This is a genomic window from Nesterenkonia suensis (assembly GCF_054782935.1).
Map to the genome: position 1 here is coordinate 565,076 of NZ_BAAGRN010000001.1, position 14,747 is coordinate 579,822.

General features: G+C 65.6%; 10 protein-coding genes. All 10 read left to right on the plus strand.

What is annotated here, in order from left to right:
- Window positions 1-22 precede the first annotated feature (22 nt).
- The 10 genes from ACYVKI_RS02435 to ACYVKI_RS02480 all read left to right on the plus strand — a co-directional run bounded on the left by ACYVKI_RS02435 (window position 23) and on the right by ACYVKI_RS02480 (window position 14,746).
- On the plus strand, window positions 23-1,261 hold the full coding sequence (locus ACYVKI_RS02435; RefSeq protein ID WP_460688751.1) for a YihY/virulence factor BrkB family protein: 1,239 nt from the start codon (window positions 23-25) through the stop codon (window positions 1,259-1,261).
- Between the two features lie 233 nt (window positions 1,262-1,494).
- A complete protein-coding gene (locus ACYVKI_RS02440) occupies window positions 1,495-3,102 on the plus strand; it encodes a peptide ABC transporter substrate-binding protein (protein WP_460688752.1) in 1,608 nt (535 codons plus the stop codon).
- 211 nt (window positions 3,103-3,313) lie between these two features.
- Window positions 3,314-5,014 carry a peptide ABC transporter substrate-binding protein gene (locus ACYVKI_RS02445; protein ID WP_460688753.1) on the plus strand — a complete coding sequence of 567 codons (1,701 nt, stop codon included), beginning with the start codon at window positions 3,314-3,316 and terminating at the stop codon, window positions 5,012-5,014.
- A 66-nt stretch (window positions 5,015-5,080) separates the two neighbouring features.
- On the plus strand, window positions 5,081-6,667 hold the full coding sequence (locus ACYVKI_RS02450) for a peptide ABC transporter substrate-binding protein (protein ID WP_460688754.1): 1,587 nt from the start codon (window positions 5,081-5,083) through the stop codon (window positions 6,665-6,667).
- Between the two features lie 128 nt (window positions 6,668-6,795).
- On the plus strand, window positions 6,796-7,722 hold the full coding sequence (locus ACYVKI_RS02455; RefSeq protein WP_460688755.1) for an ABC transporter permease: 927 nt from the start codon (window positions 6,796-6,798) through the stop codon (window positions 7,720-7,722).
- Window positions 7,715-8,650: an ABC transporter permease gene (locus ACYVKI_RS02460; RefSeq protein WP_460688756.1), complete on the plus strand. Its 936-nt coding sequence runs from the start codon at window positions 7,715-7,717 to the stop codon at window positions 8,648-8,650. Before ACYVKI_RS02455 ends, ACYVKI_RS02460 begins: the two co-directional genes overlap by 8 nt.
- 11 nt (window positions 8,651-8,661) lie before the next feature.
- Window positions 8,662-9,714, plus strand: a complete 1,053-nt coding sequence (locus ACYVKI_RS02465; protein ID WP_460688757.1) for an ABC transporter ATP-binding protein — start codon at window positions 8,662-8,664, stop codon at window positions 9,712-9,714.
- Entirely contained in the window at window positions 9,701-10,765 is a 1,065-nt protein-coding gene (locus tag ACYVKI_RS02470) for an ABC transporter ATP-binding protein (protein WP_460688758.1), read from the plus strand. The genes ACYVKI_RS02465 and ACYVKI_RS02470 overlap by 14 nt, the downstream gene beginning before the upstream one ends.
- Window positions 10,766-11,250: 485 nt before the next feature.
- Window positions 11,251-13,092, plus strand: coding sequence for an ABC transporter substrate-binding protein (locus tag ACYVKI_RS02475; RefSeq protein ID WP_460688759.1), 1,842 nt, complete (start codon window positions 11,251-11,253; stop codon window positions 13,090-13,092).
- 130 nt (window positions 13,093-13,222) lie between these two features.
- The gene (locus ACYVKI_RS02480; protein ID WP_460688760.1) at window positions 13,223-14,746 is read left to right on the plus strand and encodes an ABC transporter permease; all 1,524 of its coding nucleotides are present in this window, start codon (window positions 13,223-13,225) and stop codon (window positions 14,744-14,746) included.
- The last annotated feature ends 1 nt before the right edge of the window (window position 14,747 follow it).

Here is a 14,747-nt window from a genome sequence, read left to right on the forward strand (position 1 = left end):
TCGTGGCGACTAAGGTGACCTCATGAGCACCGAGCCGCAGTCCGAGACCCGTGCCGTCGACGGCGGCCTGCGCCCTCACCAGGCGCGGTCACCTCAGGCGGAGGACCGAGACGTCGTCGACGAGCAGGCGACCTATGAGGACGCCGAGCGTCCCGGAACCGTGGCCGCGGCGGCGGACCAGCCGCTGGCGTGGAAGAGCGGCCAGCGCCTGGACGTCGCCGCGGCCGAAGGGATCCCGCAGAAGCCGCGCGCACCGTGGCGGCTGACCGGGGCGACCTGGCGATACAGCCTGAAGCGCACGGTCGCGGAGTTCGGCCGTGACCAATGCACCGACCTCGCGGCCGGGCTCACCTACTACGCGGTGCTGTCCCTGTTCCCGGCGCTGATCGCCTTCGTCTCGCTGCTGTCCCTGGTCGGGGAGGCTCAGCGCACCCAGAAGTTCATCCTGGAGACGCTCTCCGAGCTCGCCGAGGACGATTTCATGGAGACGGTGGAGACTATGGTCGAGGTGGTCACCTCGGCGCCGGGGGCCGGGCTGGGGCTCGCGGTCGGCATCCTGGTGGCGATGTGGACGGCGTCGAACTACGTCAATGCCTTCTCCCGGGCGCTGAACCGCATCTATGAGGTCCCTGAGGGCCGTTCAATGCTGCAGCTGCGTCCGGTCCTCTACAGCGTCACCGTCGGCCTGATCGTGCTGGTCGCCCTCTCTGCGGTGATGCTGGTGGTCTCCGGGCCGCTGGCGGAGGCGATCGGCGGCACGGTCGGCCTGGGGGAGACGGCGGTCGTGGTCTGGGACTATGTGACCTACCCCGCGCTGCTGCTGGTCGCGGCGGCCTGCATCGGCCTGCTCTACTACGCCACGCCGAACATCCGGCAGCCGGGTCCGCTCTGGATCTCACCCGGTGCGCTGGTGGCGATCCTGGTGATGGTGCTGGCCACGATGGGAGTGGGCTTCTACATCGGGAACTTCGCGAACTATGAGGCGACCTATGGGGCGCTGGCCGGTGTGATCATCTTCCTGTTCTGGATCTACATCATGAACGTGGTCCTGCTGCTCGGAGTGGAGCTCGATGCTGAGCTGGAGCGCGGCCGCCAGCTGCAGGCGGGGATCGAGGCCGAGCGGACCATCATGCTCTCCCCACGTCAGCTGCAGGCTGCGGAGAAGGCGGCTCGCAAGCGGGAGCGGCTCGTGGCCCAGGGCCAGGCGCTGCGGAGGAGCGGCGGGCGGACGGCGAACCCGGAGGACCTCTGGCGCCGGTGACCGGATCGTGATCCGGGCGTGGAGGATCGAGGCTCCCCCGAAACATACGTGAAAGGTTTCCTTGATAGACTCCATGCATCGGGTGACGTACGCAACACCAGCAGGCGCTGATGCGTGCTGACGCGGCGTTCGTGACCCCAGCCCAGAGCGGCCTCTTCGGGAGGAACCGCTGGATCGCAGTCGCGGCAGGGCCTGTGCGCCCTCCGCTCGCACCCACGAGGAGAACATCCCCCATGCGAACACATACGACCTTCAGCCGCGGGGCGGTGGCCGTCTCTGCGGCCGCGGCCCTGACGCTGACCGCCTGCGGCGGCGACGGCGACGGCGGCGACGTCCAGGCCGCCGGCGACGGCGGCACCGTCTCCGTCTACAACTGCGAGCCGCAGTTCATGGTCCCGGGCAACTCGACCGAGGTCTGCGGATCCTGGGTCTTGGAGAACCTGTTCACCGGACTCACCCAGGTCGACTACGACACCATGGAGCCCGGCCCCGGTGTGGCAGAGAGCTGGGAGACCGAGGACAACGTCACCTGGACGTTCCACCTCGGGGAGGACTGGAGCTTCCACAACGGCGAGCCGATCACGGCGCAGACCTTCGTGGACACCTTCAACTGGGTGGTCGACCCGGACAACGCGCAGCAGAACGCGAACTTCCATGACAAGTTCGTCGGCTACGACGACGTCGTCGAAGGTGACGCTGAGGAGATGGAGGGCGTCCGCGCAGTGGACGACCACACCCTCGAGCTCGAACTCACCGAGCCGTTCTCCCCGCTGCCGTTCATGCTCTCCTACACCGGCTTCTACCCGATGCCGGAGGAGGCCTACGAGGACATCGACGCTTTCGAGCAGGCCCCGATCGGCAATGGCCGCTACCAGATGGACGGTGAGTGGATCCACGACGAGGAGATCGCCGTGGAGCGCTTCGAGGAGTGGGCCGGGGAGGACCCGGGCGTTCCGCAGCGCATCGAGTGGAAGATCTACGCCGACATCGACACCGCCTACATGGACGTCCAGGCTGGCAACCTGGACATCATGGACGCGGTGCCGCCGCACCTGCGCCCCAACATGGACGCTGACTTCGGCGAGAACCAGCACACCTTCGACACCTCCTCGTTCACCTACATGGGCTTCCCGCTCTACCAGGAGGACTTCCAGGACCCCGACGTCCGCCACGCGCTCTCCATGGCCATCGACCGCCAGGAGATCATCGACACCATCCACAACGGCGCGTTCACTCCGGCGTCGAACATCATTCCGCCGATGCTGCCTGAGGCCCGCGAGGACGCCTGCGAGTACTGCGAGTTCGACCCTGAGGCCGCGGCTGATCTCTACGAGGAGGCCGGCGGTCCGGAGGACCTGACCGTCTACTTCAACTCCGGAGCGGGGCATGAAGAGTGGGTCCAGGCGATCACCAACCAGTGGCAGCAGCACCTGGGCGTGGAGAACGTGACGTTCGAGTCGCTGGACTTCGCCCAGTACCTGGACCTGCATGACAACCAGGACGTGACCGGCCCGTACCGTCTGGGCTGGGTGCTGTCCTACCCGTCCCCGCAGTACGCGATGGAGCCGATCTACACCACCGGTCAGTCCTCGAACTACGCGGACTACTCCAACGAGGAGTTCGACGACCTCATCAGCCAGGCGAACTCCGCCGTGGACGAGGACGAGGCCTCCGAGCTCTACCAGCAGGCCGAGGACATCCTGCTGGAGGACATGCCTGTCATCCCGCTGTGGTTCCAGAACTTCGGCGTGGTCCACTCCGAGCGCATCGACGGCGACAGTGTCCTGATGGACCCGCGCACCTTCCTGCGCGTCGAGCAGCTCGTCGTCACCGAGGACTGAGCGACTCGACTCCCACGGCAGCAGGACGCGGCCCGCACCGGTCACACCCAGGGCGGGCCGCGTCCTTCTGCCGGGACGATGTCCTGACCGCAGGCCTCGTCCGCACCTCTTCAGCCGCAGCTGATGCGGCCCGCCAGCGGCCCAACCACGCCGCCCGGCACAGCTGACCCCGACCGTCCAGGGCCACAAGCCCTGCCGGTGAAGGAGCCCGATGACGATCACTCGCCCCCGCACTCTCTCCGCCGGAGACTTCAGGATGTCCGGCCGCCCAGTCTCCGCTCTCTGCCTTGCCTCCTCTCTCCGCTCTGTCTCCGCTCGCCGCTCTGTCTCCGCCTCCGGCCCCCGCCGCTCCCTGCTGCTGGGTGCCGGGATCAGCACCGCTTTGGTGCTCAGCGCCTGCGGCGAGGGCTCTTCAGAAGCCGGCGTCTCGGACGGCGGAGAGTTCAGCGCCTACACCTGCGAGCCGCAGAGCCTCACCCCGGGCAACACCTCCGAGGTCTGCGGAGCCCGTGTTCTCGAGCAGCTCTTCACCGGGCTGACCGAGATCGACTACGACACCTTCGAGGCCGTCCCCGGCGTCGCCACCGGGTGGGAGTCCGAGGACAATGTCACCTGGACCTTCCACCTGCGCGACGACTACACCTTCCACAATGGGGAGCAGATCGACGCCCACACGTTCGTGGACACCTTCACCTGGACGGCCGACACGGAGAACGCCCAGGTCAACTCCGAGTTCTACGAGATCATCGCAGGATTCGACGACCTCGCCGAGGGCGAGACCGACGAGCTGGCCGGGGTGCGTGCTCTGGACGACCACACGCTGGAGATCGAACTCTCCGAGCCTTTCGGCCAGCTGCCGGTCCACGTGGGCCTGCTGGGCTTCTCGCCCATCCCGGAGGCCGCCTACGAGGACATGGACGCCTTCGAACAGGCCCCGATCGGCAACGGCCGGTACCAGATGGACGGCGAGTGGGTGCATGACGAACAGATCGCCGTGACCCGGAACGAGGACTGGCCTGGCAAGGTGCCGGGTCAGGCCGAGCGGATCCGGTGGACGATCTACTCGGACGTCGGCACCGCCTACATGGACGTCCAGGCCGGTGAGCTCGATCTGCTCGAGCAGGCTCCGCCGGAGCAGATCCCGCACATGGAGGCCGACTTCGGCCAGAATCAGGGCGCCTTCGAGACCGGCACCTTCACCTATCTCGGCTTCCCGCTGTACCAGGACGAGTTCCAGGACCCCGACGTCCGCCGCGCCCTGTCCCTGGCCATCGACCGTGACGCGATCGTGGAGACGATCTTCGACGGCGGCATGCAGCCGGCCCGCTCCATCGTCCCCCCGGTGCTCCCGGAGGGTCGCGGGGACGCCTGTACTGCCTGCGAGCACGACCCGGAGGCGGCCGCCGACCTCTATGAGGCGGCCGGCGGTCCCACTGAGCTGGAGATCTACTACAACTCCGGGGCCGGCCACGACGACTGGATCGAGGCCGTCTCCCACCAGTGGCAGCAGCACCTGGGGATCGAGGAGATCACTTTCCGCTCGCTGGACTTCGCCCAATACTTGGACGACCTGACCGAGGAGAACGCCGCCGGGCCCTTCCGCCTGGGATGGACCCTCTCCTCGCCGAGCGCCCAGTATGCGATGGAGCCGATCTACTCCACCGGCGCGTCGAGGAACTTCGCCGGCTACTCCAGCGAGGAGTTCGACACGCTCATCGCCGAGGCCAATGCGGCCGACGTCGAGGAGGCCGAGCCGCTCTACCACGCCGCCGAAGACGTCCTGCTCGAGGACCTTCCGGTGATCCCGCTGTGGTTCAACCAGCAGCATGTGGTCCACACCGAGCGCATCACCGACGTGGAGGTCAGCCCTCGGGGGCTTCCCCGCGTCGAGTCCATCACCGTCACTGAGTGAGAAGTCTCCGGGCGAGGGCCGCGCGCTCCCCGGGATCGCACCCTGTCGCAAGGAAGTGAGCACCAGATGAGGACACATCCCGTACCAGCTCGACTCGCCGCCGTCGGCGCCGGCACAGCTCTGCTGCTGACCGCCTGCGGCGACGCGGGAGATGAGGGCGAGCCCACCGGTGACGGTGGGACGCTGAGCATTTACAACTGCGAGCCGCAGAACCTGATGCCCGGCAACAACACGGAGAACTGCGGCTCCCGGGTCCTGGAGCAGCTCTTCACCGGCCTCACCCAGGTCGACTATGAGACCTATGAGGCCGTCCCGGCCGTGGCGGAGAGCTGGGAGACCGCGGACCAGACCACCTGGACGTTCCACCTGCGGGAGGACTTCACCTTCCACAACGGAGATCCCGTCACCGCGCAGACCTTCGTCGACACCTTCAACTGGGTCGTCGACCCGGAGAACGCGCAGGCCGGGGCCACCTTCCACGACAAGTTCCTCGGCTATGACGAGGTGGTCGCCGGCGAGGCCGAGCAGATGGAGGGCGTGCGCGCGCTCGACGAGCACACCCTCGAACTGGAGCTGGCCGAACCCTTCGGGCAGCTGCCCGTGGTGCTGACCTACACCTCGTTCTTCCCGATGCCGGAGGTCGCCTTCGATGACATGGAGACCTTCCAGAGCTCCCCGGTCGGCAACGGCCGGTATCAGATGGACGGCGAGTGGGTCCACGACGTCGAGATCGCCATGGAACGCTACGAGGACTGGCCCGGCGAGGACCAGGGCGCCCCGCAGCGCATCGAGTGGATGATCTACAACGACGTCGACACCGCCTACACCGATGTGCTCGCCGGGAACCTGGACGTCCTCGGAGAGGTCCCGCCGCACCGGATCGCCGGCATCGAGGAGGACTTCGGGCAGAACTGGTCGCAGCACGAGAGCTCCCGCTTCGTCTACATGGGCTTTCCGCTCTACCAGGACGAGTTCCAGGACGTGGACCTGCGCCACGCGCTGTCGATGGCGATCGACCGCGAGGAGATCATCGAGAGCATCTTCGACGGCTCGCAGACCGCGGCACGGTCTCTGCTGCCCCCGGTGTTGCCGCAGGGCCGTGAGGACGCCTGCGCGCACTGTGACTTCGCCCCCGACGCCGCCCGCGACCTCTATGAGGCCGCCGGCGGTCCGCAGGAGTTGACGCTGTACACCGACGCCGGCACCGGCCACGAGGAGTACGTCGAGGCCATCGGCCACCAGTGGCGGCAGAATCTCGGCATCGAGGACATCACCTACGAGTCACTGGACTTCGCCCAGTATCTGGACCTGCACGAGTCCGAGGGAGTGACCGGCCCGTACCGCCTGGGCTGGCTGCTGGCCTACCCGAGCCCGCAGTACGCCATGGAGCCGCTCTACTCGGAAGGGGCGCCGTCGAACTTCTCCGGATACGCCTCCGAGGAGTTCGACGCGCTCATCGACCGGGCCAACGCGGCCGATGTCGAGGATGCGGATGCGATCTACCAGCAGGCCGAGGACATCCTGGTGGAGGACATGCCGGTCATCCCGCTGTGGTTCCAGGACTACTTCATCGTGCACAGCGACCGCGTGTCCGACGTGGAGATGGACCTGCGCAGCTTCGTCCGGGTGGAGGATGTGACGGTGACCGACTGATCCTTCATCCCTGCCGCCCTTCGAGGATGAGCCCGGCGTCACAGGCCCCGTGCGGCCTGAGACGTCGGGCCTCCGCCTGACAGCCCTCTCTCAGAGAATTCAACACAGAGCACCCACCAAGGACACCAATGACCCGCTATATCATTCGGCGTCTGCTCCAGTTCATCCCGGTCCTGCTCATCGCGACCCTGTTGGTCTACGCGATGGTGTTCCTCATGCCGGGAGACCCGATCCGTGCACTGGCCGGCGACCGGCCGATGAGTGACGCGGTGCGGGAGACGCTTCGTGAGCAGTACAACCTCAATGATCCCTTCCTCGTCCAGTACGGCAAGTACATCTGGGGCGTCTTCACCGCCGCCGACTTCGGGACCACCTTCTCGGGACGCCCGGTGCTGGACATCATCCAGCAGCGCCTGCCGGTGACCCTCCAGCTGGCGGCGGTGGCACTGGTCATTCAGGCCGTCATCGGCGTCATCGCCGGCGCGCTGGCCGCGATCTACCGGGACCGCTTCATCGACCGCCTCGTCCAGGTCTCCACCGTGCTGGTCGTCGCGCTGCCGGTGATCGCCATCGCGTTCCTGCTGCAGCTCGTCTTCGGTCTGAATCTCGGCTGGTTCCCCATCGCCGGGGCCCGAGAAGGGCTGGTCAGCTTCATCCTGCCCGGGGTCGCCATGGCCGCCGTCTCCACGGCCATGGTGGCGCGGCTGCTGCGCGGCGAGCTCATGGACGCCCTCCATTCCGACTATGTGCGCACGGCCACGGCCAAGGGGCTGACACGCGGACGTGTGGTCGGGCGCCATGCGATGCGAAACTCACTGATCCCGGTGGTGACCTTCCTCGGCGCCGACCTGGCCACGATGATGGGCGGCTCCATCGTCGTCGAATCGATCTTCAACCTTCCGGGTCTGGGTAACCAGGTGTTCCAGTCCATCCAGGCGCAGGAGGGCACCGTCGTCGTCGGCATCGTCACGCTGTTCGTGATCTTCTTCGTCCTCGTGAACCTGGTCGTGGACCTTCTCTACGGCCTGCTCGACCCAAGGATCCGCTATGAGTGATACTGCCCTGCATACCCAAGACTCCTCCCGCGACCCCGGTCAGCAGAGCCAGAGCGAGGTCCAGGACGCGAAGAACACGGAGGAAGCCAGCCTCTGGGCGGACGCCTGGCGCACACTGCGGAAGAATCCGTGGTTCCTCGTCGCCGCCACGCTGCTGGTAGCGCTGCTCGCCATGGCGGCCTTCCCCCAGCTCTTCACGGCGACGGATCCCCGGGAGTGCCTGCTGAGCCGCAGCCGTCAGGGGCCCTCGGCCGAGCACTGGTTCGGCACCGACGTCCAGGGCTGTGACTACTACACCCGTGTCATCTACGGTGCACGGAACTCCATCGCCATCGGCTTCATCACCACGATCGGGGTGTTCGTCGTCGCGGTGGTCATGGGGCTTCTGGCCGGCTACTTCGGCCGCATGGTGGATACGGTGCTCGCCCGTCTGGCGGACATGGTCTTCGCGGTGCCCTACATCCTGGCGGCCCTGGTGTTCCTGAACTCCATCGAGGAGCGGGGCGTCACCGAGGTCTCCGGCATCCTGATCTGCTTCACCTGGCCCGTGATGATGCGTCTGATGCGTGGTTCGGTGCTTTCGGTGGCCAACACGGAGTATGTGGTGGCCGCTCGGGCGCTGGGTGCCGGCCATCTGACGATCATGCGCCGGCACATCCTGCCGAACTCTCTGGGCCCGGTGATCGGGTACGCGACGGTGTTCGTCGGCATCATCGTCGGAGCCGAGGCGACGCTGACCTATTTGGGCGTGGGCCTGCAGCTGCCTTCCATCTCGTGGGGCCTGCAGCTGCAGAACGCCCAGCCGTATCTGCAGTCGCACCCGCATCTGATCCTGTTCCCGCTGATCTTCGTCGGTGTGACCGTGTTCGCCTTCATGACACTGGGCGACGCCGTCCGTGACGCGATCGACCCCAAGGGCAAGAAGTGAGGCAGGAGAGCATGAGCACGCAACAGACACAGCCCGCCGCCGGACGCCGGGCCATCAGTGACGGCCCGCTGCTGGAGGTCAGGGACCTCCATGTCGAGTTCCGCACCAAGGCCGGGGTGGCCGAGGCCATCAACGGGCTGAACTTCACCCTCAACGCGGGAGAGACCCTGGCGATCCTGGGCGAGTCGGGTTCGGGAAAGTCGGTGACTGCCCAGACGATCATGGGCATCCTGGACATGCCCCCGGGTCACATCGCCGGCGGGGAGATCCGCTATCGCGGGGAGGATCTGCTGACCATGCCTGCCGAGAGGCGGCGGAAGCTGCGCGGCATGGACATCTCCATGATCTTCCAGGACGCGCTCTCCTCGCTGAACCCGGTGCTGCCGGTCGGTTGGCAGATCGCGGAGATGTTCCGGGTCCATCGGGGCCTGAAGCGCCGTGAGGCCCGTCAGCAGGCCATCGAGATGATGCGTCGGGTCGGCATCCCGGCCCCGGAGGAACGGGCGGGGGACTTCCCGCACCAGTTCTCCGGCGGCATGCGCCAGCGCATCATGATCGCGATGGCCATCTCGCTGGACCCGGATGTGCTGATCGCCGATGAGCCGACCACCGCTCTGGACGTCACGGTCCAGGCGCAGGTGATGCGCCTGCTGAAGGACCTGCAGGTGGAGCAGAACATGGGCCTGATCCTGATCACCCATGACCTGGGTGTGGTGGCCGATGTCGCGGACAAGATCGCGGTGATGTACGCCGGTCGTGTCATGGAGGCCTCTGACGTCTATGAGATCTACCGGCAGCCGGCACACCCCTATACCCGGGGACTGCTGCAGTCGATCCCGCGCATCGACGGGGAGGACGAGCGGCTGCAGGCCATTCCCGGCCTGCCGCCCATGCTGACCGACATGCCTCCGGGCTGTCCGTTCAGCCCGCGCTGCGAGTTCGCCACCGATCTGTGCCGCAGCGAGCGGCCGGAGCTGCGCGAGGTGACCTCGGGCCACACCTCGGCCTGTCACTATGCGGAGAAGATCTACACCCTCGAGGAGGCTCAGGATGAGTCAGTCTGACCACAGCCCTGCCGACGGTTCCGCCCCGGCGGCCGACCCCTTCGCCGACGCCGAGGTGGTGCTCGAGGTCGAGGACCTCGTCAAGCATTTCCCGCTGACCCAGGGGATCGTGTTCCAGAAGAAGATCGGTGCGGTCAAGGCGGTCGACGGCGTGAGCTTCCAGCTGCGCCGGGGCGAGACGTTGGGCATCGTCGGCGAGTCCGGATGCGGGAAGTCCACTCTGGCGAAGCTGCTGATGCGCCTAGAGGATCCCGATTCGGGGTCGGTGCGGTTCGGCGGAGAAGACTTCCTCTCAGTGCGGGGGGAGGAGCTGCGGCATCTGCGGCGGAAGATCCAGATCATCTTCCAGGACCCCTACACCTCGTTGAACCCGCGGATGTCGGTCGGTGACATCGTCGGGGAGCCTTTCCGGCTGCATCCGGAAGCGAAACCTGCCCAGGGGATCCGTCCGCGGGTCAAGGAGCTGCTGGACCGGGTGGGTCTGAATCCGGATCACATCAACCGGTACCCGCATCAGTTCTCCGGCGGACAGCGCCAGCGCATCGGCATCGCGCGGGGTCTGGCGCTGAACCCGGATGTCATCATCTGCGATGAGCCGGTCTCCGCGTTGGACGTCTCGGTCCAGGCACAGGTGATGAACCTGCTGGAGGATCTGCAGGAGGAGCTGGGGCTGTCCTACATCTTCATCGCGCATGACCTCTCGGTGGTCCGGCACATCTCGGACCGCATCGGGGTGATGTATCTGGGCCGGCTGGCAGAGCTCGGCACGGAGGAGGAGATCTACTCGGCCCCGGCGCACCCGTATACGCAGGCGCTGCTCTCAGCGGTGCCGGTCCCGGATCCCACGCGGCGTGGTCAGCGGGAGCAGATCGTGCTGCAGGGTGACCCGCCGAACCCGGCGAACCCGCCCTCGGGCTGTCGCTTCCGGACGCGGTGCTGGATGGCCACGGACCTGTGTGAGAGTCAGGTGCCGGAACTCATCCAGCGCCCGGGCGTCACGCAGCAGGCGGCGTGCCACTATGCCCGAAGCAGTACGGAGGCGGCTCTCTGAGCCGAGGCCGAGTGGGGCCCGATGGGGCGCTTCCCCCTCGGTTTCCGTAACATCGCGACATCTTGAGTCATCGTCGAAGGGCCCCGGAGTTCGCTCCGGGGCCCTTCCGTCGTGACGGCGATGTTTCGCCCTACCGCGGGACATATGTGATGACGGACACGCCCTCGGGGTCTCCCGGTGATGACCGCGGGACTCGGATGCCTGAAATGACGGGAAACCCTGAAAGGAGTCTTGAACGTCGGCGACGTACGGCGATGTTTCGGGCGTGTTGACAGTGTGGAGTTGACGGCGGGGAGTCGCGTCCTATCAGGGCTTTCGTTCAGAAATGTGACTGCAGTAACAATTCGATCACGTGTCTCGGAAGGCGCCGGGGGAGTGGTTCAACGGCCGTATTCTGGTGTGCACCTGGTCCCGGTGTCAGATGCGTCACATGATAGGTGGCGGCATTCCCCGGGAACGACTTGCACCTGTAGTGAGGAGAAGCTGTGAAGCTCAAGAAGCTCTCGAGTGCAGTGGCGGTGTTGGCGTCCGGAGCGCTGGTCATGACGGCCTGCGCTCCCGATGCCGGCAACGGCAACGGCGACGACGGCAATGGCGCGGAGAACGGAGGGGCTGAGGACCCGATCACCGCGGAAGGCCAGCAGTACACGGTCGAGCCCACGGATACCGGGAAGGCTGACCTCGGTGACGACTGGGAGACCCTCGATGACGAGATCTCGGTGTCGCTCGGCGACACTGAATTCACCAGCTACAACGGACTGACGCCGGAGACGTACAACGTCTACAACTCGACGGTCACGAACCACATCTTCGACGGCTTCGGGTACTGGGGCACGGACAATGTCTGGTATATGGATGACGAGTTCGGTTCCTATGAGGTCATCAACGAGGATCCCTGGACGGTGGAGTACACCATCAACGATGAGGTGTCCTGGTCCGACGGCACCCCGGTGACGACCGCGGACTACATCGTCGACTGGGCGTCGCAGAACCCGGCGTTCACGGATGATGAGGGATCGCCTCTGTTTAATTCGGTCTCCCACACCTATGGCGAGTTCGTTCCGGAGGGTCCGCAGGGAGACCCTGAGGGGAAGTCTTTCACCATCGAGTTCGCTGAGCCTTACGCGGACTGGGAACTGATGGTCTCCGGCACGCTGCCGGCCCACGTCATCGCTGAGCAGAGTGGCCTGGAGCTCGACGAGCTGGTCGAGGCCATTCGTGACGAAGACATGGACACGGTCGAAGAAGCCGCCGACTTCTGGAACGACGGAGATTGGTTCACCAATCCCGGAGACCTCCCGGACGAGGAACTCATCCCGAGTTCCGGGCCGTATGTGCTGGACAACTGGCAGGCGGGGGAGTCGATCACCCTCTCGGCCAACCCGGACTACTGGGGGACGCCAGCGGGTACTGAGCTTCTCGTTTTCCGGTTCGTCGACGATGGTGCTCACGTCCAAGCTCTTGAGAACGGGGACCTCAACGTCATCCGACCGCAGGCCACTGTGGACACCCGCGGCCAGCTTGAGCGGCTGGAGGGGCAGTTCGTGATGCATGAGGGCGAAGCCGCCACATGGGAGCACCTGGACTACAACTTCGCCGACAGTTCGGTCTTTTCCGACAGCCCCGAGCTGCGAGAGGCATTCGCGATGTGTGTGCCGCGGCAGCAGATCGTGGATAACCTGATCGCGCCGATCAATCCTGACGCCACCGTGCTCAATGCCCGTGAGGTGCTGACGTTCGAGGATCACTACGAGGAGATCGTCTCCGAGAGCTACGACGGTCGCTATGATGAAGTCGATCTCGAATCGGCCCGCGAGATCATCGAGAACGAGGGTGCTGAAGGTGCCGAGATCCGCATCGGCTATCAGGCACCGAACCCGCGCCGTACGGATACTGTGGCCGAGATCAAGGCATCCTGCGATGAGGCTGGTTTCGAGATCATCGACGACGGTGCCGACGACTTCTTTGCACCGGGCGGTGCACTGGAGACCGGCGACTACGAGATCGCGCTCTTCGCGTGGGCCGGTTCCGGGCAGGTCGTCTCTGGCCGCAACATCTACTCCACGGATCTGCCGCAGAACTATGGAGAGTACTCGAACGAGACCGTCGATGACTTGTGGAACCAGGTGGCGGCCGCCGAGGATGAGGAAGAGCAGCATGAACTGGTGGCGCAGATCGAGCAGGAGCTCTGGAATGACCTCCATGGCATTCCGCTCTACGTCCACCCGCAGCTGTCCGGCTCCGACGCGACCATCTACAACGTTCGTGACACAGCGTCCCAGGACCAGATCACGTGGAACGCTGAGCAGTGGCAGCGAGCAGAGTGACCTGTGCGACCTGACGCATGACTCTTGCCGCACAGGCAAGTCCAGATGACCGGTGGGATTCGGCGGCGGCAGCCGTCGCCGGATCCCACCGGCATGTCACCTGACTCGCGACAAAGGCTAGTTCTCACCCGTGCTTACCTATGCTCTGAAGCGCCTGGGCAGTTCGGCGCTCGTCCTCCTAGGATCATCTCTCCTCGTCTACATTCTCGTCATCAACTCCGGCGATCCGCTGCAGGAGCTGCGGGAGTCGAATGCAGAGAACGTCGAGTTCCTCATTCAGCAACGCATCGAGTTCATGAACCTCGATCAGCCGTGGTACTCCCGGTACTGGACGTGGCTGACCGGCGTCGCCGGTTGCGTCGTCGGTTCCTGTGACCTGGGCACCAACATGCAGGGGCAGGACGTCGGTGCCCTCGTCCAGCAGGCAGCCGGTGCCTCGCTGCGCCTCGTGTTCTTGGCGACGCTGTTCTCGATCATCATCGGTGTCCTGACAGGAATCGTCACTGCGATCCGTCAGTACTCCACTCTCGACTACGCAGTCTCCTTCATCATCTTCCTGTTCTTCTCTCTCCCGGTCTTCTGGGCTGCAGTTCTCGCCAAGGAGTGGATGGGGATCCGGTTCAACAATTGGATCGCCGATCCCTCATTCGCGTGGGTGGAGATCATCGTGGTTGCTGGCGCGGCGGCGGTCATCGTGCCGGGCATCATCGGCGGATCACTGCGACGCCGAGTCTCCACAGGTGCGGTGATGTTCGGCTTCGTCGCGCTGATCATGCCGGCATTCGATTGGCTCAACTACGCTCGGCACCCACAGCTGGGGCCACTGGTGATCACGCTCCTTGGGGTCGCCATCGCCTTCGGACTGACGGCGTTGCTCGCTGGGCTTCAGAATCGTCGAGTTCTCTACTCGGCGCTGATCGTCGTCGGCCTGGGGCTGGCCTCGTACTACGCCACCTTCTGGCTCCTGCTGGACCCTCCTGGCGGGTGGTGGACCATCATCGGCTTGTTCGCCGTGGCCGTCGCCTTGGCGGTCGGCGTCGGGCGGACGGTGGGGGGCCATGCCAAGGGGCAGGCCACGGCGGTGAGCGTGCTGACTGCGGCGCTGTACGCCGGGCTCGTGCTGCTGGATCACTTCATGCGCCATTGGCCGGGATTCCTGAGTCTGAAACCGCGCCCCATCTCGACGATCGGCTCGTCGTCGCCGAATTTCGACGGGAACTTCTGGGAGGTGTCCCTGGACCATGGGACACAGTTGCTGCTTCCCACCACATTGCTGATGGTGGTCTCCGTGGCCACCTATACGCGCTACACGCGGGCGTCAATGCTGGAATCCATCAACCAGGACTACATTCGGACGGCACGGGCCAAGGGTGTCAACGAGCGGACGGTGATCTTCAAGCACGCGTTCCGGAACTCGATGATTCCGGTCACCACGATCGTCGCCTTCGACTTCGCCGGCCTGATCGGAGGGTCCGTCATCGTCGAGCGAGTCTTCGGCTGGAGAGGCATGGGTGAGCTCTTCGCCACCGGACTCGGCAACTCCGATCCAGCACCGGTGATGGCGTTCGTCCTGGTCACCGGCGCGGCCGCGGTGCTCTTCAACCTGATCGCTGACCTGCTCTATGCAGTGCTGGACCCGAGGATTCGAGTATGAG